Origin of the sequence: Marivivens sp. JLT3646, from assembly GCF_001908835.1 — a bacterium.
Classification (GTDB): Bacteria; Pseudomonadota; Alphaproteobacteria; order Rhodobacterales; family Rhodobacteraceae; genus Marivivens; species Marivivens geojensis.
This window is the reverse complement of sequence record NZ_CP018573.1, coordinates 148,528-169,066: the sequence shown is the minus strand read 5'-3', so window position 1 is coordinate 169,066 and position 20,539 is coordinate 148,528. Positions and strand designations below refer to the sequence as shown.

The following is a 20,539-nucleotide window of genomic DNA, read 5'->3' as shown; positions in this document are numbered from 1 at the left end:
AACATTGACTTTTCTTCTCTATGAACAACGCAAGGAGGCCGCCCTTATCAAGGGCGGCAAAGCTTGGCATCATATGAGAAAGAAAATCTTCATAAACTTCTCTTTATCAATTAAACACCGAAATGTCAATGACTTAACGGTAAGATTGGGGGATGCTACCCCCCCCTACCCTACTCAGGTTCAGGACCTGTGTCTAATCCCAATGAAGGTAAGACGTCATGCCTGTTGGTTAAGAGTAACTTGATAAACTCTAGTCTAATTTCCAGGGTTTTGCGAATAGCACCATCGTACGGTCCAAACTTGAGCAAATCAGCAGCGACAACATCCAGTCGATTTCTAATTTGATCGAGAGCCACCTGCTCGTCACTTGCCGGACCGTCGTAGTCTTCTCCTAGCCTGACTTCGTCTTGCCTTAAATCAGCAGCAAAAATAGATGTCATCACCGCCGAAAAAGCTTCGCACTGGCTATAAGTGATAAAATCACGATCAAAGTCTGTTTCTTTAGGATCTGGATCATAGATTACGTTGTCTGTCCAACCTAAGTCCTTGGGGCAGATCGCATAAAAACACCAGGGTCCTGTTTTGACCCCGTCTGGATTTACATCAAAAAACTCTGGCTGAAGCGCATCCACCTGGAAGCGCTCGAAGAGCAACCAAAAACCGTAATCAACGTAATCAGCGTCGTTGATTGCTTCACTTAGTTTCATTTTTTTATTCTTCATTGTTTAAATCCTTTTTTATTTGGTTTTTAAATTCTTGAATTTCTTCTTCCGTGTGTTCATTATCCATCACCTTAAGGATTAATTTCAAATGCTCTCGAAAAATTCCCAATGCCTTTAAGTCTTCTTTACTAAAACTGATAACAGAGGCTACGAGAAGATTCATTACCTTCTTAAAATTTGGAAGTATGCTCTTTGGCAACTCATCAGTAGAGCGTGTATCAATTTTTGAATCTTCACCCTCCAATATAGACATAAAACTGGTTTGTCGCGGATCGACTTGAATTTTTCGCGCTTCGTCAATCCTCAAGAGATTCTCAATTTCATCTATGAATTTATCTTCGCCAGAGATAAACTTTTTGAGTATACGGTTTGTTGTTTTTTTATCAAATTTATTGTCAACCAAAAACTTAATAAATTTTAGTAATGTATTTTTTTTCATTAAAAATTTTCCTTTTAAAGTTAATAAATAATAAATAACATAAAATAAATAATAGTCAATAATTAATTTAAATATTCAAGGAAAATAAATTAAATTTTTAATATTTTTTTAATATTTCAAACAATTAACTCGAAATTAATTTTTATGTTTTATACTAACAATATCAATTTACGATCAAAAGTCACATTTCAGCAAGCCATTCAAGGCACGACTTTTTTAAAAACAAAGGAAAGATATGAAGAAACAAGAAACAAGAGACATTAAAATTCGATTTACGATCGAAGAGTATCAGGAGGTTTGGAAACGGAAGGAAGCGCATCAACTGTCATTTACTGATTACGCACGCATTACAATGCTCGGCAGAGATGCTGCGCGGAAATTTCCGGATCGCAAAGTGCTCGGAGCGATCTTGACGGAACTGGGTAAGCTAAGTTTCAGCATGCAGCAGGTCGCCGCGCTATATCTTTCGGATCCCGCGTCACAGCACCTGTCGCTGAAAGACTTCGAACGCGTGCAGCATAATATAGAAACTATACGCGACTATATAGCGAAGGCGGTACGGCTGTGATCCTTAAACAAACGCGCGTACGTGTGGGAGGCGCCGGGAACCTTCTCGCTCATATTACAAGTCAGCACGGTAACGAGCACGTCGAAATCCTGCATGGGCACCCAAACCTACCATTATCAGGCGATATCATAGCGCGGATGAACAACAGGAAATATGGCAATAGGCATGTCATTATCAGCCCTGAGTTTGATTTAAGTTCAGAGCAATTACATTTTGCCCTCACCCTAATTTTTAGAGAGCTAGACCCAAAACATAGGAGAGCTGATAATTATTTACTCATCAAACACGAAAAGAGCCGCCATGATAAAGAACATGAAGCAGCTCACTTTCACATCATTCTCAATGAAACTACACTTTCCGGTCATCAGCTTGATCACAGGATGTCCTTTTTAAAAAATGAGAAGATTGCTCGCCTCTGCGAACTAAAATTTGGACATCCGGTTATAAAAGGACGGCACAACAAGGCAGTTGTCCGTCAGTTACAAAGTGAGGGGTTTCACTCGGAAGCGGGGTCACTTGTCGACCTCACTAAAGGACCGCCAGCCCGAGCGGCCTTTAGCAGTAAGCAACTACGCACTGCAGAGCGCTTGGGTGTTGATCTGCCAAATATCTATTATCAGATTTCGAGGGCGCCAGATGCAGATGAATTACAACAAACGCTTCTCAAAATTTCAAAGATGAGCGGTATATCATTTAAACAATTATCCACCCCCAACGTATTACTATTACAATATGAAGGGCAAACAATCGTAAACATATTTAAATTTATTAAAAACTTGGAGATACAAAATGACTACATCAAAAAAAATGGAACAGCGCAATTTAGATTTTCAGCGCATCACAATCAAAACTCTGGCACAAATTCACGAACAAATTTGTGAGTTAAACGCCCTCAGCTCTAAAGATCAAACAGATCATCCGATCACGAGTGTTCTTAATAATCTATTACGCCTCGAAGCTGCGGAAATCGACACACAAGAAAAGATTATTGAACTTCTTAAAGCTCATCAAAATCTGCTCGTCGAAAATGAGAAGGACAATCAAAGAATAAAAAAATCCATGTACTACCTAGGCATCGCGCTAAAACAGTTTTCTGATAAACTAGAGAACTTCATTAGAAATCAAAATTAATAGTGATGAATTTGGCTTTACTATAAAGAGTATGAAGCATCACCGCATCACGAACGGATCGGGAACCGGATCGTCGCTGGTGCGCAGCCAGACAGCCTTGGTTGTGGTATAGTCCAGCGCCGCTTCAATCCCGCCTTCGCGACCATGTCCGCTAAGCCCGTGCCCTCCGAATGGGGTCATGGGGCTGACAGCGCGGTAGGTGTTGACCCAGACAATCCCAGACCGAATGCCACGTATCATGCGGTGGGCGCGGGTAAGGTTTTGGGTAAAGACCCCTGCCCCAAGGCCGAATTTGGTGTCATTCGCTTTTGCGAGAGCCTCGGCCTCTGTATCGAACCCGATAACGGACAGGACAGGACCAAAAAATTCATTGCTGAGGCAAGGTGCGTCTTGGGCGTCCGAACAGTCGATGATTGTTGGCGGGAAATAGTTGCCTTCACGATCGAGTGGCGCACCGCCCGTCAACACCTTTGCTCCACACTCTACAGATTGGCGGATCAGATCGACAGCAGTTTCAATTTGGCGTTTGGAACAGAGCGGGCCTACCTCGGTTTCCATAAGGTCAGGTGCACCAATCACAACGGCTTCGGCCTTTTGTGTGAGACGCGCGAGGAAGGTATCCTTGATTGCGTTATGCACGACCAATCTAGAGCCAGCGACGCAGCTCTGTCCCGTGGCTGCGAAAATACCTGACACTTGCGCATTCACCGCGCTTTCAATGTCCGCATCGTCAAACACGATGAACGGTGATTTCCCACCGAGTTCGAGAGAGGTCGAAGCTAGATTTTCAGCCGAATTCCGCACGATTTGGCGGGCCGTAGATGGACCGCCTGTAAACGCAACGTGCGCTACCTTAGGGTGCGACGTCAGCACTGCACCACATTCAGCACCAAAGCCAGTGATGACGTTCAGAACTCCCTTGGGAAACCCTGCCTGATCGAAGATACGAGCAAACTCCAACAAGGGTGCAGGACCTTCCTCGGACGCTTTGAGTACCACAGTGCAGCCTGCCGCCAATGCGGGGCCGACCTTAACCGCCGACAGGAAGAGTTGCGAATTCCAGGGCACGATTGCGGCGACGACACCTATTGGTTCGCGGCGTAGCCACACCTCCATATCAGGTTTGTCGATAGGCAGGTGCGCGCCTTCGATTTTATCAGCGAGGCCTGCATAATAGCGATAATAATCAGCGACATAGGCAATCTGCGCCGATGTTTCGCGAATGATCTTACCTGTGTCTTTGGTCTCTAGTTCAGCAAGTTTAGGCGCATTTTCTGCAATCAAATCTGCCAGTCGATACAGAAGTTTACCTCGCGCCGTTGCGGTCATCAGTGACCATTCAGGCGAATGGAACGCATCATGTGCAGCCTCGACAGCACGGTTCACGTCCTCGGCGCGCGCTTCGGGCATTGTAGCCCAAACCGAGTTGGTCGCTGGATCGCGGCTTTCGAACCGAGCAGAGCCATCGTCAAACGTACCGCCGATATATTGCTGAAACTGCTGCATGTGTCGTCCTTTAGGAAAATGCTGGCATCACGTCCTGAATGAACCGTTCGAGTGACGCCTTTTTCCGATCAAAACTCATTCCGCTGTCAATCCAGAGCGAGTATTCATCATAGCCCATTTTCTCATATCCTTTGATCCGTGAGATAGCGTCTTCGGCCGTCGCTATAACGTTGTCACGCAGCATGGCCTCGGGAGTGTAGAAGGGGTGGGCCGCGATATCCTCATCCGACAGGGTCTCAATCAGGCCCTGAGACACAGGTCGTTCGTTTTTGAACCATGCCCCGAAATAGCAGTAGAACCTATTGATTTCTTCTGCCGCCTGCTGTGCGTCTGCGGCATCAGATGCAATGTATGTGTGGTTCAACAACATAATTTCTGGTCGAGGAACATCCGGAAACTTCGCGCACGCCGCGTTGAAGGTATCCATCAGTTTGATGATCTCTGCCTCACCCTGCCAGAGCGGTGTAACCTGAACGTGGCAGCCATTCGATACCGCAAATTCATGACTGTTCGGGTCGCGAGCTGCGATCCAGATCGGCGGGCCGTCTTTTTGAACGGGTTTGGGCGACGATGTCGTGGCAGGGAATGAATGGAATTGCCCTTCTTGCGCATAATCCCCTTTCCATAGGCCCTTAATCGCGGGCACCAGTTCACGCATCCGCAAGCCCGCTTCCCACGCATCCATGCCGGGCATCATGCGTTCGTATTCGTAGCTGTAAGCTCCGCGTGCAATTCCAAGGTCGAGCCGTCCATCGACAATCATGTCCGTCATCGCAGCTTCACCAGCGAGGCGGATAGGATGCCAAAACGGTGCGATCACAGTGCCCGTGCCGAGCCGCACATTCTTGGTCTGCCGCGCAAGGTCGATCAGGTTAAGAAAAGGGTTCGGTGAAATGGTGAAATCCATTCCGTGGTGTTCACCCGTCCAGACGGCATGCATCCCACCTTCGTCAGCCATTTTCGCCAGCTCAACAAACTGATCATATAGCTCTCTCTGATCCTGATCAGACGAGACGCGCTCCATATGAACGAATAACGAAAAACGCATTTTATTGTCTCCCGTGGGAAATAGGGCGGACCTCGCCGCTCTTGGTGTCGCCGTAATAAATACCGTAGGTGCCCAGTTGTGCTTCGGCCGCGAAACGGCGGAGCATCGTGACGATAGCAGGGTCGCCAACCTTGGCTAATGTCTCCTCGGTCAATGGGACGAACTCACCCTGTTGAGGGGTGTGTGCATCCGTTTGACAGAGGAAACAGATATGTTGGCGTTTGCGATCGCTGTCATCGAACACAGAATAAAGGAATGATGGTTGTGCTTCGACACCGACGGCGTCAAACAAACCACGTAACGTTGCCGAGGCGCCGTTATCTTTGGCTGCTTTTTCAGGCAGGGTTAACCCACCTGACTCATCATTGATCAAGAGCACCTCACCATCGCGTTCAATGAGCGCAGAAACGATCAGATTACCGCTGTGTTCTAGCGCATCAGCGGCAGTAGACGGCGTGACATAGGCGCCCCGTGCATACCCAAGGCCTGGAGCGGTATTGGCATCAAAGGCTCTTACCTCGCCAATAAGAATAACGTGGTCGCCTGCCTCGACGGTCTTAAACATCGCGCAATCGAACCACGCACTTACATCAGCCAAAATAGGACTGCCGTTTGGGCCATCTCTCCAATCCACATCGGCAAAACGATCCTCGACGCGGCTGGCAAACGTGTTCGACAGGGCGATTTGCGTGTCCGCAAGGATGTTCACAGCAAAGCCATTTGCGCCGATAAACGTGTCATAGTTCTTTGATGAATTCGCGAGGCAGACCAACACCAGTGGTGGGTCGAGCGATACAGAGGTGAAAGAGTTCGCGGTAAAGCCCAATGGCGTCCCGTTTCCGTCCTTCGCAGTCACTACGGTCACGCCTGTCATAAAGGTGCCAAAGGCATTGCGCAGGGCACGAGGATCAATGTCGGTCATTGCAGTTCCTTTTGGCTTACAGGGGCATGGAGCCAATCCAGCAAGTGAGTGTTCACCTCGTCGGCCGCCGTTAAGTTTACCATGTGACGATGCCCACGAATGATTACTGCCCGACCGTTTTTAGCCAGCGCTGCCATCGCACGAGACATCTCAGGGGTCGAATTTTGGTCGCCATCGGCTGTTAGGGCGAGGAACGGGCATTCGATTTCGGAAATCCGATCCGCGTAGGTGGCATCACCGTGAGCGAAAGCTGTATATGCAGTTGCATATCCATCTAGATTAACATCAGACAGCCATCCTGCGACTTGATTTCGTGCAGCCTGATCAACTGCACTGTCACCAAACCAACGATCTAATGGTGTTTTCAGGTCTACTTCGCCATCTCGAAGGGTTGATGCGCGCGCGATGACTGCATTGCGCGCGGTGGAATTACGCTTGAAGACCCCGTTTAGAAGGGCAACGCGGGTCACCCTTGAAGGATGCTCAACCGCAAACCCAGCAGCAATCAGCGCCCCCATAGAATGCCCCACCAGCGCGACAGGACCAAGCCCTAGCTCCTCAATCACTTGGCTGCACCACGCCACATAATCAGTCAACGAACTGCCTTCCGGCAAAGAGTCGCTACCGCCATGACCAGGCATATCAACCGCAATAACGCGATAGTCTTTCGCTAGCGCATCGATCTGTGGCCCCCAAGCGGCAGATTGCATTCCAACGCCGTGGACTAGAACCACAGGATCGCCCGCGCCATGGTCACGCAGCGCAACCGTTCGGCCTGACTTAGACAGCCGCAGGGTTTTCGACGTCATGGCCCAACTCCTTGAGGTCTTGATACCGATCACCGATGCGATGGTGTGGACGACCACCGATGGATGCACCCAGTGCGATCAAAATCTCATCCGCCGCAGGTGCATCGCAGACAGAGGTTTGGATCGTTAGGTAGTGTGACCGACGCCCACCGTCATTTTTATCCATAAGCGGGATCAACAGCGGCGCATTCGCCGGCCCCCGTGTATTGCAGAAAGAGAGATAGGATTTAGCACCAACCGCGTTACGGTAATGGTTCCCGAAATGCAGGGTATGGATCAGTGCCGAAGCGTGTTCGACTTCACCATTCAGACCAACAATGGCGGATTTACCGTATCCTTCGACACGCTCACCGCCCCCAGCGGCCTCAATAATCATCTTTGTCAGCATTTCACCCAAGCCGGGCGCGCAATCGCGGATCGCTGGGGATAAATCCTCAACAAATCCCTGCCCTGCCCATGGGTTCCGTATGACAGCCATTGCCGCGATCAGGGTCAAAGGCTGCTCTGCTGCCTTGCCGCCTTCGATCAGCGTATTTTCGACATAGAGAAGCGTCTTTCTGACTTCAGCTGGCATGGCGGATTCCTTTTTTGGCTGTGTTGGTAAATATATGGTATACCATAATACAATATGTCAATCATATCTTGTGAGAACCTTTCGCGATTGCTAACCTCTCCCTTATGACCGAACCCAAAACCGCACTTCTGAAAGTCGCCAAAGCGCCGCAAACCCTGCGTGATATCGTGCAGGAGCGGATGAGAGAGGCAATAATTTCAGGACATTTCGCACCAGGCGAACGGTTGGTGGAACGTCCTTTATGTGAACAACTCGGCGTAAGTAGAACCGTCATCCGCGAAACGATCCGGTTCCTTGAGGCCGAAGGTTTGGTAGAATTGGTGCCTAATCGCGGACCAACGGTTGCTTCACTCGACTGGGATCAGGCAAGGCAGATCTACGACATTCGTCGCCAACTCGAAGGATCAGCCGCCGCGGCCTGCGCTGAGAGGCACGATACCGACTGCGCCAAGTCATTAGGCGATGCGCTGAAACGCATTGGTGAAACCACACATACTGGTGAATGGCCGGAACTGCGTCGGACGACCACACAGTTTTATGAGATCATTTTTGATGCCGCCGGACACAGTGTTGCGTGGGACATTGTTCAGCGGCTCAACGGACGGATCAGCCGTCTACGTGCCCTCACGCTTTCTACTACAGATCGGCCTGTCTCGGGCCTCTCTCGCATGACCGCAATTTATGAAGCAATCCTAAGCCGCGACCCCGAGGCCGCGCGATCTGCCGTACACAATCATATCGATGACGCGTCGCAAACTGCACAACGCTACCTCAAAGCTGAAACAGGAACAGACAATGCCTAAGGCTTACTGGATTGCCCTCGTCACCGTCACTGATCCTGATGCGTATAAAGGGTATCAGGCCATCGCGCCCGCTGCCTTCAACAAATACGGCGGTCGTTTTATTGTCCGTGGCGGCCCCTCAAGTACTGTCGAGGGGGATGAATGGCAGCGCCATGTCGTGATCGAGTTCGACAACATGGAACTCGCGACGGCTTGTTATCATTCCGCTGAATACCAAGAGGCGCGCGGCCATCGCGATGCAGCCGCCACCGCATCCATCGTGATCGTCGAAGGCATGCCCAGCTAATCCGCAAAGGACACCACCATGACAGCATTCGATGAAGACCTGTTCCTGAAAGGGCTAGAGCAGCGCAAGGCAACTCTTGGCGCAGAATATGTCGAGAAGAACCTCGCAGCCGCAGATGATTTCACCCGCCCATTCCAGGAAGCCATGACCGCGTGGTGCTGGGGCTTTGGCTGGGGCGACGATGTCATCGATGCGAAAACGCGCTCGATGATGAACCTGTCTATGATCGGCGCGTTGGGCAAAATGCACGAATGGGAATTGCACTGTCGGGGCGCTATCAATAATGGCGTCACCAAAGAGGAAATTCGCGCGATTATTCATGTGATTGCTATCTATTGCGGTGTACCTCAGGGGCTTGAATGCTTTCGTGCCGCACGAAAGGTTTTTGACAGCCTTAAGGCGGAATAGAGCCTGATTTCGCGGCTTAGGGTTAGGAACGACAAATATGCTGACGGCGATCTGGACGATCTTTGCCTTGATTTGCTGAGGCTTTGTTCTGGCCCGCAAAGGCTTCCCGTCTGAGGCATTTTGGCCATCGGCGGAGCGTTTGAATTACTACATTCTGTTCCCTGCGCTATTGGTGTCGAACCTCGCCAATGCGCCGATCCGCGACCCGCAGATATTGCGGCTCGGTGCATCAGCTGTCACGACAATCATGATTGGGGCTGCAGTTCTCTTTATATTAGGTGCGCTCCGGCCAACACCGACCGCACGATTTGGCCCCGCGCTCCAAGGTGTACTGCGGTTCAACACCTACCTTGCCCTGTCCATTCTTGCGATGGTGGCTGGGATTCAGAGCCTCGAACGAGCGGCCGTATACCTCGCGATTTCGGTCCCTTCGGTCAATATTCTCGCTATCATTGCGCTAAGCGACGGGGTGGTCTGGCGGTCGCCTATAATGTTGGTCAAGAAGGTTGGCATGAACCCATTGGTTTTGGCCTGCATCACTGGCGCCCTCTTGGCGATCACGAACATTGGGCTGCCCTTCGGGTCGGAACAAGTGCTAAAATTGCTCGCCCAAGGAAGCCTTCCCCTCGGTCTACTGTGCGTCGGGGCAGCGCTCCGTCCCTCAGCCCTCGGTCAAGATATTCTCCCGCTCATAGGCAACGCTCTGGCGCGTCTTGTTCTCATGCCCTGTCTAGCCATAGGTGTCGCCTACATCTTTAACTTATCGAGCGCTGAGACCCTCGTTCTACTGGTGTTCTTCACAGTCCCAACCGCGCCTTCATCGTATGTTTTGACGCGCCAAATGGGAGGGGATGGAACATTCATGGCGGGAATTGTGACGTTGCAGACGGTTGGCGCGTTGATCACGATCCCAGTGGTGCTTCACCTTTATGGCGCGTCCTAATCAGAACCAAACACCACTCCCCATTATCCGCCTGATCATCGCAGGCTGCCCTGACACGCCAAGACGCGCAAAGATCACTTTTGACGTGCTGCGGGCTGTTTCTTCGGTCCAGCCTAACACCTCAGCCGCGCTGCGCAGGGTATGACCATCACAGAGTTGCGCCAACAATCGCGCTTCGCTGCGGCTCAATCCGAAGTGCCCTGCAATTCTATCATTCGACAATGCGCTGGCGGTTAATACATTGCGAAGAAACCCAACCACCTTAGGTCCGTCGGATTGATCCTGACGCGAAAGCACCAGTTCAGCATTGGGCAACTGTACCTTAACAGGCTCATCACTGACCAACGCCGTCGCAAATCCAGAACGAAACCCCTGAGCCGCGTCGGCATCGCGAAGTTCTAAACGCCGCCGGTCCATAATTCGAAGTCCTTCTCGGTCACTCCAATCCTGCGCCGCTACGGATAGCGACTGCACAACACCCGACCGATCAAATACGATCCAACCCGCACCGAGCCGCCCTGCAATCGTGTCAGATAGCCCAGCTTCCGCGCGTTCGTCGCCTAGCATCATCGACATTTGCGCTGCCTGTCCCAAGAATGGAGTGAGGGCGGAGAGAAGCTGACCATCTGCGCTGCGAAAATCTTTGCGATGCGCCCCACGATGAAGCCAGACCGTCACATGCGACGCCGCATCAATCCGAGCCTTTACCACCCGCAGGAAACCCTTGGTCCAGTCGGTCAGAGGTAGACCATCTTGGGCATAGACACGGTCAATCCGAAGCCGTCCGCGAAGGGGTGCATCAATAACAGGACAATCACCACGCGTCCAAAGCTCTCCGCTTTCTCTATCAATACAAAGCCCCGCACCATCCGCCTGTGTGATGGTGCAAAACTGATCCAGGAACATCGCCCAAGGTTGCTCACCCTTTGCCGCTGCGTCGGCAAAGAGCGATTTAGTCAGCTCTGTCTGGTCATCAAAACGGGCCATAACATTAGTTACCCCCCATTTGGGAGGTACGCCAGTACAATCTTACGTTTATCGCTGATCAAAACTTGCACCAAAGCGATTCGAGTATGACCCAAAAGACTTTGACCCACCTACAGCGCCTTGAAGCTGAAAGCATTCACATCCTTCGCGAAGTTGTCGCGGAAGCTGAAAACCCCGTAATGCTCTATTCTGTCGGCAAAGACTCTGCCGTCATGCTGCATTTGGCTAAGAAGGCATTTTACCCTGCCCCGCCGCCGTTCCCGCTTTTGCACGTAGATACCACTTGGAAATTCCGTGACATGTACGCGCTGCGCGACAAAGCCGCGAAAGACGCAGGCATGGAGCTGCTGGTTTACCAAAATCCCGAAGCGGCTGAGCGTGGCATCAACCCGTTCGACCACGGCGGACTTCATACCGATATGTGGAAGACCGAGGGTCTTAAACAGGCCTTGGATAAATACGGTTTCGACGTTGCTTTTGGTGGCGCACGCCGTGACGAAGAGAAATCCCGCGCCAAAGAGCGTGTATTCTCTTTCCGCTCGGCCAACCACCGTTGGGACCCGAAAAGCCAACGTCCGGAACTTTGGCGCCTCTACAATGCGCGCAAAGCCAAAGGCGAAAGCGTCCGCGTGTTTCCGATTTCTAACTGGACCGAGTTGGACATCTGGCAATACATCCACCTTGAGGGGATCGAGATTGTTCCGCTCTACTTCTCGGCACCGCGCCCGACCGTCGAACGCGATGGCCTAACCATCATGGTGGACGATGATCGCTTCCCGCTGCGTGATGGCGAGACCCCTGTGATGAAATCCGTAAGGTTCCGTACACTGGGTTGTTATCCACTGACTGGCGCAGTTGAGAGCACCGCAACCACCCTATCCGAAGTTATTCAAGAAATGCTTCTGACGACGACATCCGAACGTCAGGGCCGCGCGATCGACCACGATCAAGCTGCTTCGATGGAGAAGAAAAAGCAGGAAGGCTACTTCTAAGCCCCTGCCCGTCAGTCCGTTTCAACACATTTCACACCCCAAAGGTGACCCGCTATGACGACCGAACCTATTTATAAAACAGACGCGCTTATTGCCGAAAACATTGATGCCTATCTTGAGGCGCACCAGCACAAAACCATGCTGCGTTTCATCACCTGTGGCTCTGTTGACGATGGTAAATCCACGCTGATTGGACGCCTGCTCTATGACAGCAAGATGATCTTTGAAGATCAGCTTGCAACGCTTGAAGCAGACAGCAAACGCGTGGGCACCCAAGGCGGCGAGATTGACTTTGCCCTCCTCGTCGACGGCCTCGCAGCGGAGCGCGAACAAGGCATCACAATCGACGTTGCCTATCGTTTTTTTGCTACTGAAAAGCGCAAGTTCATCGTAGCCGACACCCCGGGGCACGAACAATACACACGCAACATGGTCACCGGCGCATCCACAGCCGACCTCGCCGTTATTTTGATCGACGCGCGCAAAGGCGTTCTGACCCAGACTCGTCGCCATAGCTATCTGGTGAACCTGATCGGCATTCGGCACGTCGTTCTTGCCGTGAACAAGATGGATCTTATCGGTTACGACAAAGCGACCTTTGACAACATCGTCGCGGAATACGGCGAATTCGCACGTTCTATCGGTATCGAAGACTTTACGGCCATTCCGATCTCTGGCTTCAAAGGCGACAACATTACTGAGCCGAGCGAGTTCACCCCATGGTATTCGGGCCCTGCCCTGCTGCCATTCCTTGAATCCGTTGAGGTGGACGTTACCGCGGATCAAGAGCAACCCTTCCGCCTTCCAGTTCAGTGGGTAAACCGCCCGAACCTCGATTTCCGCGGGTTTGCAGGCATGATCGCGAGCGGCACCGTCCGCCCTGGGGATCAGGTGCGCGTTTTGCCGTCGGGCAAGACATCCACCGTTTCGCGGGTCGTGAGCCTTGAGGGTGATCGTGATCTGGCAGTTGCAGGTGAATCCGTGACCATCACGCTGGCCGATGAAATTGACTGTTCTCGTGGTCAGGTGATCGTGGCAGCGCAAGCGCCATTGGAAGTCGCTGACCAGTTTGAATCCACCCTCGTTTGGATGGGCGAGACAGAGATGGTCCCGGGTCGTGCCTATTGGCTCAAGATAGGCACTCAGACCGTTTCGGCGACCATTCATCAGCCGAAATACGAGGTAAATATCAATACCCAAGAGCATCTGGCGACAAAAACGCTGGACCTAAACGCGATTGGTGTGGCGAACATCACCACTGACCGAGAAATCCCATTTGCAGCATATGCAGATAACCGCGACCTCGGCGGGTTCATTTTAATCGACAAGATCACAAATCATACCGTTGCGGCTGGCATGATCCACTTTGCGCTGCGTCGTGCACAGAACATTCATTGGCAAGCAACTGACATTGGTCGTGATCACCACGCCTCAATGAAGCACCAGAAACCTGCCGTCCTTTGGCTGACGGGTCTGTCAGGGTCGGGCAAATCGACAATCGCAAACATCGTTGAAAAGAAACTCGCACGGATGAACCGTCACACGTTCCTCTTGGATGGTGACAACGTACGCCACGGCCTGAACAAAGACCTCGGCTTTACTGAAGCGGACCGTATCGAAAACATCCGCCGCGTGGGTGAAGTGGCCAAACTCATGACTGACGCGGGTCTGATCGTCATCACTGCATTTATCTCTCCGTTCCGATCAGAGCGCGACATGGTGCGTGGCATGATGCAGCCGGGCGAGTTCGTTGAAGTGTTCGTTGATACCCCGCTCGAAGTGGCTGAAGCACGCGACGTCAAAGGCCTCTACGCCAAGGCTCGTTCTGGCCAGCTGAAGAACTTCACGGGCATCGATAGCCCATATGAAGCACCTGAAAATGCCGAAATGCGGATCGATACAACGCAGATGACCCCCGAAGAGGCCGCTGATCTCATCATCGCGCGTTTGATCCCGTAAGCAGATCACAAATACTAACAAAAAAGGGCGGCCCGAACGAGCCGCCCTTTCTGTTTGGGAGGACGAGAGATTATTCCGACAGAGTGAAAGGTGCGGAGTATTTGTCTACATTCTCCGGAGTGATCATGAGGCAGTCGAAAAGCTGTTTTTCTTCAGCAACCAGACGCTCGCCGGTCTTGATGAAGTGGTCAGCTTGGCGCACTGCTTCCGCGGAGAAGATAGCAACTGGCTGAAGAACCGAGTATGCCAGCTCGCCCGAACGGATTGCATCTGCTGCGTCCGGCGAACCGTCGAAGCCACCCACAACCACGCCATCCATACGACCTGCTTCTTTCAGAGCAGCGATCGCACCAAGAGCCATTTCGTCGTTACCAGCGATAACAGCATTGATCGTGTCATTTGCCTGGATGAGCGACTGCATTTTGGTGTAGCCCATGGTGCGGTCCCAGTTTGCAACTTCTTCAGCCAGCTTTACCATGTCAGGATACTGCGAAATTACAGTTTCGTAACCGTTCGAACGGGTCGCTGCGTTGTTGTCAGCCGGGTGGCCGAAGAACTCAACGTAGTTGCCTTCGCCGCCAGTCAGATCAACCCATTGCATCGCGCCGAGTGCCGCACCCTGTGCGTTGTTGGAAACCAGCTGAGCGATTGCAAGGCCGGATTCGTTGATTTCAGCGTTGACGAGGAAGACCGGGATACCAGCGTCGATTGCTTTCCGAACAGCGCCGATGGAACCGTCAGCGTTTGCAGGGTCAAGGATGATTGCAGCTGCTTGGTTGGTGATCGCGGTGTCGATCAGAGTGCTTTCGGTGTTGGTGTCACCTTTATGCGCCGCAACGGTTGCTTCGTAGCCGAGGCCTTCTGCAGTTGCTTTTGCAACTTCACCTTCGGTGAACCAGTAAGGGTTTGCTGGGTCGTTGACGATGATCGAGATCAGGCCTTCAGCCCAAGCCGAACCAGCCATCAGAGGCAGGGTAGCAACAGCAGCGAGCAAAGCGCGTTTGGTGATTTTTGTCATTTTGGTCTCCCTTTGGGGTTGGTGGTGCCGGAGGTCCGGCGTTTCTCCGCGGGCGGGGTCTCCTCGTCCCCGCGCCGACGAAATTTTACGGTGGGTTAGCGACGCTTTGCCCCGCCGTATTGGATGGAGTTCAACAGAACAGCGAGAACAATCACTGCGCCTGTGAACACGGTCTGCCAGTAGGAGGACACGCCAATAATAACGAGACCATCCGACAAGAAGCCGATTACGAAAGCACCGAGCATAGTGCCAAGAATGTTGCCGCGACCACCGGTCAACGCTGCGCCCCCAATCACAACCGCCGCAATTGCAGTCAGTTCGTAGGTGGTACCTGCAGTCGGACCAGCAGATGTCAGCTGAGAGCTAAGAACGAGGCCGGCGATGGCCGCACAAATCCCTGAAAGCATGTAAACAGAGACCTGGACCCGTTTGACTGGAACGCCCGAGAGTTCCGCCGCACGTTCGTTGCCACCCGATGCATAGAGCCAGCGACCAAAAGCGGTGCGCGCCAAGAGAAGTGCCGCAGCAATGGCGACGATAGCCAGGACGATTACGCCGATAGGCACGTTGAAAAGGCGGTTGAAGCCGAGCCAATCGAAGCCTGTATTTCCAAGGCCATCTTCGCCGGAAAGATTATTATAGGTCAAACCGTTGGTCATTAGGAGTGCTGCGCCACGGGCCACATAAAGCGATCCCAGTGTTGCAACGAATGCCGGTACTTTGAACCGAGCAATCAGAATGCCATTCACCAGTCCAACAAAGGCTCCCAACGCCATTGTCAGAATAACGACTGCCCAAACTGGCGGGAACAGAATGATACCCAGTGATGGAATTTCCACGCCTTGCATGAGGTAACCAGCGAAAACTCCTGAAAGGCCAAGAACTGAACCAACGGACAAGTCGATCCCGCCATTCAGAATAACCAGCAGCATCCCAATCGCGAGAAGGCCAAAGATAGCGACGTGGTTCGCCATAATCAGGAAGTTACCGACCGATGCGTAGTTCGGTGATAAGGTAGAAAAGGTGATAATGATCGCGATCAGCGCAAAGAATGCACGACCCTCGAGCAAAATATGACCGAGATTGAATCCGCGCTTAGCTTTAGCAGCTTTGGTTTTCGCGGAGGCTGTCGTATCCGACATCGTGTGAACTCCTTGCAGTCTATCAGGCGACCAATGACTCGCCTGAGGCAGCCATGATTGCTTCTTTTGTTGTATCGTGGGTGAATTCAGCCGAAATCTGTCCGCGCCGCATCACGATGATACGGTGTGCAATAGACAAACATTCGCTAACTTCAGACGTCGTATAGAGAACGGCTAGGCCCTCTTTGGCGCGGTCAGCCAGAAGCTTGAAAACTTCTGCCTTGGCGCCGATATCAATACCTCGGCTGGGTTCATCGAGCAGAATGACCGACGGGTTGGTGACGAGCATCTTGCCGATGACAACCTTTTGCTGGTTGCCGCCCGACAGCGATCCAATCGCAGCGTTTGGACCATCAGTCTTCACGGTCACATCACGAATGGAGTCTACGATGATTTGGTTTTCGTCAGACACCGAGGTGAACAACCGCTTTGTAAAATTCGCGATTGAGGCGAGTGACAGATTGCGACCAACGGTCATGGTTTGAACCAGACCATCGCGCTGACGATCCTCGGGCACGAGAACCAGACCTTCATTGATGCGTTCCGCAATCGTAAGGCCTGACACATTGTCACCGTGCAAGAGCACGCGCCCTGCGGTGTTTTTCAAACGGCCAGCGGCACACTCCAACAGTTCCGTGCGGCCAGCGCCCATCAGACCGTAGATACAAACGATCTCGCCCGCTTTGACTTCGATGTTGAGACTATCGACAGCGATGCCTTTGCCGCTCGACGTCGGCACCGTCAGGTTTTCGATGGTCAGGGCCGGAGTGCCAAAGTCATAGCCCACTGGCGGTGTGCCGAGGTCAAAGTTCTCACCGACCATGTTCACCACGATCCATTCCAGATCGATCTCAGCCCGAGGTGCATATGCAGTCATATTGCCATCACGCAGAACGACAGCGTGGTCAGTAATGGTCAGCGCTTCTTCTAGGTGGTGAGAGATGTAAACGATCGAAACGCCGCGGGCCTTTAGGTCGTGGATGACCTTGAACAGAACCTCAACTTCGGAGGCTGATAGCGCAGACGTCGGTTCGTCCATGATCAGGATGCGAGCGTCAACGGAAAGGGCGCGTGCAATCTCAACGATCTGCTGCTGGCCAAGGCGTAGGTCTTCGACCTTTGCCAGAGGATCAATGTCCTCTTCCAATTCTTCCATCAGGATACGTGTCTGGCGCTCCTCTTCGGCGTAGTCGACGCCAAAGGCCCCCATAATTTCGCGGCCCATAAAGATGTTGTCGCGCACGGTCATGTTGGGAGCGAGCGACAGCTCTTGGTGAATGATGCAAATCCCCATTTCTTGCGCTTCGGTGGTCGAGTTCAGCTCAACCGCTTTACCATCAAGGATGATTTCACCCGTCGTCGGCTTTTGAACGCCCGACAGAATTTTCATCAGGGTCGATTTGCCCGCGCCGTTCTCACCGAAGAGAGTTGTCACCTGTCCACGGTGGACGTCAAAGTTCACACCTTTCAGGGCTTGAACCGCACCAAAGGATTTCGCCACATTGCGCGCCGCAAGAACGACTTCAATGTTGTCTGGCTTTGACTGCGGGATATCTACTGGGCTTGGGTGCTGCATTACTTCACCTCGAACGAAACGGGCGTGATCAGCCAGTTTTTCGGGTTGATCAGAGTAAAGACGCCTGTGACCTCGATGGTTTTGCCCATCAACGTGTCACGATCCAAATCAACGAGGGTTGCCGACGACATCGCGCGGTTCAGTCCAGAGCCGGCATCCTGAAATTCGATTTGATTGGTGAACTGACCAAAGTTGATATCACCTGGGAAGTCGCGCAGATCAGTACCGTTGATTGCGGGGCCGCTCTGAATGCGGATTTTTGTGCCTTCGGGCATACCGTCGACTAAAACTTCGTAAACGCCGTTACGACCTTCACCCACAACGCCCGTGAGCTTCACCGCAACGATGCCGCCGATAGCAGTCGGCGTGCCGAATTCAGCAATTGCGCCTGCCTTGTCAGCGGCCAGCGCATCAGCGAGGGCAACAGCGTCGGGTGCACGGTCAACAATGAGGTCGCGAATGCGCGGGAAGTTCTCAACACCATATGCATCGGGATTGAATCCGGCCTGACGAGAGTCTTGATCAGAACCAATCCGAACGACCGTTGTGTCCCATGCGATTGCGCCAACAACGGTCACGACACACAGCGGTAGCACCCACTTCATACGGTTGGTGCGATTTTTTGTCTGACGTGTTGTACCGGCGTTCGCCATTCTTCAGTGCCCTCGTATATCGGACAGGAATTCCTGCCGCTTAGTCTCAGTCCATCAGCACCAACGAGGTGCAGCATTCAGGCCATCCATGGTCGGCGTCCTGACATTTCTAACGTTAGGAAGTGATCGCGATTCAGCGTCGCGAGCCACTCCTCCCCATTTTGCCCACTGGGTCGAGCCTCCTTCGATTCTCCCAGCAAAACTTGGCGTTCGAGCAGCATTGGCGTCTCGAAGTTGAATTGACCATAAGTGAAAAAAATTACGTTGTCTGCAAAAAAAATCACACAATGAAAATTTCCTGTGCTATTCAGACTGCAGAGGATCATATGCCAAAGCGACGTGAAATCGCGGTGACCCTTTGCGGGAGACGCCCACCAGATAGTGTCTGGAAAGGGCTCTGACGTTGGCAAAAGACAAGGGGAGCGCGGGTCACGAATCAAACCGCGAAACGTGCTCTGGGAGGAAATGACGTGACTGTAACCAAAGACATTATTGTCGGGATCGATGCTGGGACTTCTGTGATCAAAGCGGTGGCTTTTGATCGCAAGGGTGTTCAGCTGAACGCGTCTTCTGTCCGTAACAAATATACAATGGGTGCCGACGGTGCCGCGACCCAGTCTTTGTCCCAAACATGGGACGACTGTGCTGCTGCTTTGCGTGGCCTCACTGATAAGATTGAGAACTTTACCGAACGTGTTGGCGCTGTCGGTGTGACGGCGCAGGGTGATGGAACTTGGCTCATTGATGCGGAGGGCAAGCCCGTTTGTGACGCATGGCTGTGGCTTGATGCCCGCGCTGCACCAACGGTGGCTGAATTGTCCGCAAAAGACACCGATCAGGCACGATTTGCAGCGACGGGAACAGGTCTGAACACCTGTCAGCAGGGTGCACAACTTGCACACATGGATCGTCATCATCCTGAGATTTTGGACAAGGCTGCAACCGCGCTGCACTGTAAAGATTGGCTCTACTTCAATCTCACCGGCGTGCGGGCAACCGATCCATCAGAGGCGAGCTTTACCTTTGGCGATTTTCGCACACGAGACTTTAGCGACTCGGTGATAGAGGCGCTTGGATTAACGCATCGCCGTCACCTTCTTCCGCAAATAATCGACGGCACTACGATCACTCACCCGCTGACTGGTGAAGCGGCTGCTGCGACAGGGTTGCTGGAAGGCACACCAATTTCGCTCGGCTATGTTGATATGGTGATGACCGCTCTCGGTGCGGGAGTTCATACAGGAGAAACAGGGCCGGCATGTTCCACCGTCGGATCGACGGGCGTTCACATGCGGTCGGTTGATAAGGCCGATGTGCACCTAAACGACAACCGCACAGGCTATGTGATTTGCCTGCCCGTCCCAGATCGCGTGACACAAGTTCAAACCAATATGGCAGCGACGCTCAACCTCGATTGGGCGCTACAAGTCGCCGAAGACCTGATTGCGGAAATGGGCGATCGCCCGACGCATGCGGAACTCGTGGCCAAAATCGATGGCTGGATGCAAAAGTCCGAAATTGGTGCGCTGGTCTATCACCCTTACATTTCCGAATCTGGCGAACGTGGCCCATTCGTGGATGCCAACGCCCGCGCAAGCCTCATCGGCCTGAATACAAATCACCGTTTTGCGGACATCGTTCGGGCCGTGATCGAAGGTTTGGGCATGGCAGCCCGCGATTGCTATTCTGCGATGGGCGAGATGCCGACCGAGCTGCGGTTGACGGGCGGTGCTGCACGTTCTGCTGCGCTCCGCGCAGTTTTGGCCGGGGCACTAAATACTTCTGTGCGCGTTTCTAACCGCGACGAAGCAGGTGCCGCAGGCTGCGCGATGATGGCTGCGGTCGCGATTGGTGCTTACGACACGATGGAAGACTGCATCGCAGAATGGACAACGCCTCTTCTTGGGGTGGCAGAACAACCGGACCCGAAACTGGTCCAAGCATACGACACTTTATTTGAAACCTATCGCCAGACACGGGTCGCGCTCGCGCCTGTTTGGGGACGGTTTACGCAGCCCGCCCAATAGGGCCTGCGCTGACACACGAAAGGCAA

22 protein-coding genes are annotated in these 20,539 nt (G+C 52.5%); 10 read left to right on the top strand and 12 right to left on the bottom strand.

Annotation, left to right across the window (positions count from 1 at the left end; all coding sequences use genetic code 11):
• Positions 1-170: 170 nt before the first annotated feature.
• Both BSK21_RS15750 and BSK21_RS15745 read right to left on the bottom strand, forming a co-directional pair.
• Positions 171-722, bottom strand: a complete 552-nt coding sequence (locus BSK21_RS15750) for a hypothetical protein (RefSeq protein ID WP_067546642.1) — start codon at positions 720-722, stop codon at positions 171-173.
• Positions 712-1,161: a hypothetical protein gene (locus tag BSK21_RS15745; protein ID WP_067546645.1), complete on the bottom strand. Its 450-nt coding sequence runs from the start codon at positions 1,159-1,161 to the stop codon at positions 712-714. Before BSK21_RS15745 ends, BSK21_RS15750 begins: the two co-directional genes overlap by 11 nt.
• A gap of 235 nt (positions 1,162-1,396) precedes the next feature.
• Between BSK21_RS15745 and BSK21_RS15740 the strand changes: the two genes are divergently transcribed.
• Genes BSK21_RS15740 through BSK21_RS15735 form a run of 3 tightly spaced genes read left to right on the top strand, consistent with a single transcriptional unit; the run spans position 1,397 to position 2,860 of the window.
• On the top strand, positions 1,397-1,729 hold the full coding sequence (locus tag BSK21_RS15740) for a hypothetical protein (protein ID WP_067546648.1): 333 nt from the start codon (positions 1,397-1,399) through the stop codon (positions 1,727-1,729).
• The gene (locus BSK21_RS15995; protein WP_156529516.1) at positions 1,726-2,610 is read left to right on the top strand and encodes a hypothetical protein; all 885 of its coding nucleotides are present in this window, start codon (positions 1,726-1,728) and stop codon (positions 2,608-2,610) included. The genes BSK21_RS15740 and BSK21_RS15995 overlap by 4 nt, the downstream gene beginning before the upstream one ends.
• Complete coding sequence (locus BSK21_RS15735; protein ID WP_156894222.1) at positions 2,519-2,860, top strand: hypothetical protein; 342 nt, start codon at positions 2,519-2,521, stop codon at positions 2,858-2,860. The genes BSK21_RS15995 and BSK21_RS15735 overlap by 92 nt, the downstream gene beginning before the upstream one ends.
• 39 nt (positions 2,861-2,899) lie before the next feature.
• Here BSK21_RS15735 and BSK21_RS15730 read toward each other — a convergent pair whose 3' ends face one another.
• From BSK21_RS15730 to BSK21_RS15710, 5 genes are read right to left on the bottom strand one after another with little or no spacing between them, the layout of a single operon-like run.
• Positions 2,900-4,366: an aldehyde dehydrogenase gene (locus BSK21_RS15730; RefSeq protein WP_067546654.1), complete on the bottom strand. Its 1,467-nt coding sequence runs from the start codon at positions 4,364-4,366 to the stop codon at positions 2,900-2,902.
• A 10-nt stretch (positions 4,367-4,376) separates the two neighbouring features.
• A complete protein-coding gene (locus tag BSK21_RS15725) occupies positions 4,377-5,414 on the bottom strand; it encodes an LLM class flavin-dependent oxidoreductase (protein WP_067546657.1) in 1,038 nt (345 codons plus the stop codon).
• Position 5,415: 1 nt separating this feature from the next.
• Complete coding sequence (locus BSK21_RS16090) at positions 5,416-6,336, bottom strand: flavin reductase (RefSeq protein ID WP_067546659.1); 921 nt, start codon at positions 6,334-6,336, stop codon at positions 5,416-5,418.
• On the bottom strand, positions 6,333-7,145 hold the full coding sequence (locus tag BSK21_RS16085) for an alpha/beta fold hydrolase (RefSeq protein ID WP_067546662.1): 813 nt from the start codon (positions 7,143-7,145) through the stop codon (positions 6,333-6,335). Before BSK21_RS16085 ends, BSK21_RS16090 begins: the two co-directional genes overlap by 4 nt.
• The gene (locus BSK21_RS15710) at positions 7,117-7,719 is read right to left on the bottom strand and encodes an amino acid synthesis family protein (RefSeq protein ID WP_067546665.1); all 603 of its coding nucleotides are present in this window, start codon (positions 7,717-7,719) and stop codon (positions 7,117-7,119) included. Before BSK21_RS15710 ends, BSK21_RS16085 begins: the two co-directional genes overlap by 29 nt.
• A 104-nt stretch (positions 7,720-7,823) precedes the next feature.
• On the opposite strand from BSK21_RS15710, the gene BSK21_RS15705 reads away from it, so the two are divergent.
• The 4 genes from BSK21_RS15705 to BSK21_RS15690 all read left to right on the top strand — a co-directional run bounded on the left by BSK21_RS15705 (position 7,824) and on the right by BSK21_RS15690 (position 10,159).
• On the top strand, positions 7,824-8,522 hold the full coding sequence (locus tag BSK21_RS15705) for a GntR family transcriptional regulator (RefSeq protein WP_067546668.1): 699 nt from the start codon (positions 7,824-7,826) through the stop codon (positions 8,520-8,522).
• Positions 8,515-8,808: a DUF1330 domain-containing protein gene (locus tag BSK21_RS15700; protein ID WP_067546671.1), complete on the top strand. Its 294-nt coding sequence runs from the start codon at positions 8,515-8,517 to the stop codon at positions 8,806-8,808. The genes BSK21_RS15705 and BSK21_RS15700 overlap by 8 nt, the downstream gene beginning before the upstream one ends.
• Positions 8,809-8,826: 18 nt before the next feature.
• Positions 8,827-9,216, top strand: a complete 390-nt coding sequence (locus BSK21_RS15695; RefSeq protein WP_067546675.1) for a carboxymuconolactone decarboxylase family protein — start codon at positions 8,827-8,829, stop codon at positions 9,214-9,216.
• A gap of 139 nt (positions 9,217-9,355) precedes the next feature.
• Positions 9,356-10,159 (top strand): AEC family transporter, encoded by an 804-nt coding sequence (locus BSK21_RS15690; RefSeq protein WP_318254744.1) that lies wholly within the window; start codon positions 9,356-9,358, stop codon positions 10,157-10,159.
• Here the strand turns inward: BSK21_RS15690 and BSK21_RS15685 are convergent, their stop codons facing one another.
• Positions 10,160-11,146 (bottom strand): hypothetical protein, encoded by a 987-nt coding sequence (locus tag BSK21_RS15685; RefSeq protein WP_067546677.1) that lies wholly within the window; start codon positions 11,144-11,146, stop codon positions 10,160-10,162.
• An 86-nt stretch (positions 11,147-11,232) separates the two neighbouring features.
• Between BSK21_RS15685 and cysD the strand changes: the two genes are divergently transcribed.
• Positions 11,233-12,138: a sulfate adenylyltransferase subunit CysD gene (gene cysD / locus BSK21_RS15680; RefSeq protein ID WP_067546680.1), complete on the top strand. Its 906-nt coding sequence runs from the start codon at positions 11,233-11,235 to the stop codon at positions 12,136-12,138.
• 54 nt (positions 12,139-12,192) lie between these two features.
• Positions 12,193-14,097: a sulfate adenylyltransferase subunit CysN gene (cysN, locus tag BSK21_RS15675; protein WP_067546683.1), complete on the top strand. Its 1,905-nt coding sequence runs from the start codon at positions 12,193-12,195 to the stop codon at positions 14,095-14,097.
• A gap of 70 nt (positions 14,098-14,167) precedes the next feature.
• Here cysN and BSK21_RS15670 read toward each other — a convergent pair whose 3' ends face one another.
• From BSK21_RS15670 to BSK21_RS15655, 4 genes are all read right to left on the bottom strand, one after another.
• Positions 14,168-15,115: a D-ribose ABC transporter substrate-binding protein gene (locus BSK21_RS15670; RefSeq protein ID WP_067546686.1), complete on the bottom strand. Its 948-nt coding sequence runs from the start codon at positions 15,113-15,115 to the stop codon at positions 14,168-14,170.
• Positions 15,116-15,210: 95 nt separating this feature from the next.
• Positions 15,211-16,257 carry an ABC transporter permease gene (locus BSK21_RS15665; RefSeq protein ID WP_067546689.1) on the bottom strand — a complete coding sequence of 349 codons (1,047 nt, stop codon included), beginning with the start codon at positions 16,255-16,257 and terminating at the stop codon, positions 15,211-15,213.
• 22 nt (positions 16,258-16,279) lie between these two features.
• Positions 16,280-17,833, bottom strand: coding sequence for a sugar ABC transporter ATP-binding protein (locus BSK21_RS15660; RefSeq protein WP_067546692.1), 1,554 nt, complete (start codon positions 17,831-17,833; stop codon positions 16,280-16,282).
• Positions 17,833-18,486, bottom strand: coding sequence for a DUF2291 family protein (locus BSK21_RS15655; protein ID WP_067546695.1), 654 nt, complete (start codon positions 18,484-18,486; stop codon positions 17,833-17,835). The genes BSK21_RS15660 and BSK21_RS15655 overlap by 1 nt, the downstream gene beginning before the upstream one ends.
• Positions 18,487-18,956: 470 nt before the next feature.
• Between BSK21_RS15655 and BSK21_RS15645 the strand changes: the two genes are divergently transcribed.
• Positions 18,957-20,513 (top strand): FGGY-family carbohydrate kinase, encoded by a 1,557-nt coding sequence (locus BSK21_RS15645; RefSeq protein WP_067546700.1) that lies wholly within the window; start codon positions 18,957-18,959, stop codon positions 20,511-20,513.
• Positions 20,514-20,539 lie beyond the last annotated feature (26 nt).

Excerpts from the sequence above, each read along its gene's own strand:
- BSK21_RS15750 (WP_067546642.1), bottom strand. The coding sequence starts at position 722 with ATGAAGAATAAAAAAATGAAACTAAGTGAAGCAATCAACGACGCTGAT.
- BSK21_RS15745 (WP_067546645.1), bottom strand. The coding sequence starts at position 1,161 with ATGAAAAAAAATACATTACTAAAATTTATTAAGTTTTTGGTTGACAAT.
- BSK21_RS15740 (WP_067546648.1), top strand. The coding sequence starts at position 1,397 with ATGAAGAAACAAGAAACAAGAGACATTAAAATTCGATTTACGATCGAA.
- BSK21_RS15735 (WP_156894222.1), top strand. The coding sequence starts at position 2,519 with ATGACTACATCAAAAAAAATGGAACAGCGCAATTTAGATTTTCAGCGC.
- BSK21_RS15730 (WP_067546654.1), bottom strand. The coding sequence starts at position 4,366 with ATGCAGCAGTTTCAGCAATATATCGGCGGTACGTTTGACGATGGCTCT.
- BSK21_RS15725 (WP_067546657.1), bottom strand. The coding sequence starts at position 5,414 with ATGCGTTTTTCGTTATTCGTTCATATGGAGCGCGTCTCGTCTGATCAG.
- BSK21_RS16090 (WP_067546659.1), bottom strand. The coding sequence starts at position 6,336 with ATGACCGACATTGATCCTCGTGCCCTGCGCAATGCCTTTGGCACCTTT.
- BSK21_RS16085 (WP_067546662.1), bottom strand. The coding sequence starts at position 7,145 with ATGACGTCGAAAACCCTGCGGCTGTCTAAGTCAGGCCGAACGGTTGCG.
- BSK21_RS15710 (WP_067546665.1), bottom strand. The coding sequence starts at position 7,719 with ATGCCAGCTGAAGTCAGAAAGACGCTTCTCTATGTCGAAAATACGCTG.
- BSK21_RS15705 (WP_067546668.1), top strand. The coding sequence starts at position 7,824 with ATGACCGAACCCAAAACCGCACTTCTGAAAGTCGCCAAAGCGCCGCAA.
- BSK21_RS15700 (WP_067546671.1), top strand. The coding sequence starts at position 8,515 with ATGCCTAAGGCTTACTGGATTGCCCTCGTCACCGTCACTGATCCTGAT.
- BSK21_RS15695 (WP_067546675.1), top strand. The coding sequence starts at position 8,827 with ATGACAGCATTCGATGAAGACCTGTTCCTGAAAGGGCTAGAGCAGCGC.
- BSK21_RS15685 (WP_067546677.1), bottom strand. The coding sequence starts at position 11,146 with ATGGCCCGTTTTGATGACCAGACAGAGCTGACTAAATCGCTCTTTGCC.
- cysD (WP_067546680.1), top strand. The coding sequence starts at position 11,233 with ATGACCCAAAAGACTTTGACCCACCTACAGCGCCTTGAAGCTGAAAGC.
- cysN (WP_067546683.1), top strand. The coding sequence starts at position 12,193 with ATGACGACCGAACCTATTTATAAAACAGACGCGCTTATTGCCGAAAAC.
- BSK21_RS15670 (WP_067546686.1), bottom strand. The coding sequence starts at position 15,115 with ATGACAAAAATCACCAAACGCGCTTTGCTCGCTGCTGTTGCTACCCTG.
- BSK21_RS15665 (WP_067546689.1), bottom strand. The coding sequence starts at position 16,257 with ATGTCGGATACGACAGCCTCCGCGAAAACCAAAGCTGCTAAAGCTAAG.
- BSK21_RS15660 (WP_067546692.1), bottom strand. The coding sequence starts at position 17,833 with ATGCAGCACCCAAGCCCAGTAGATATCCCGCAGTCAAAGCCAGACAAC.
- BSK21_RS15655 (WP_067546695.1), bottom strand. The coding sequence starts at position 18,486 with ATGGCGAACGCCGGTACAACACGTCAGACAAAAAATCGCACCAACCGT.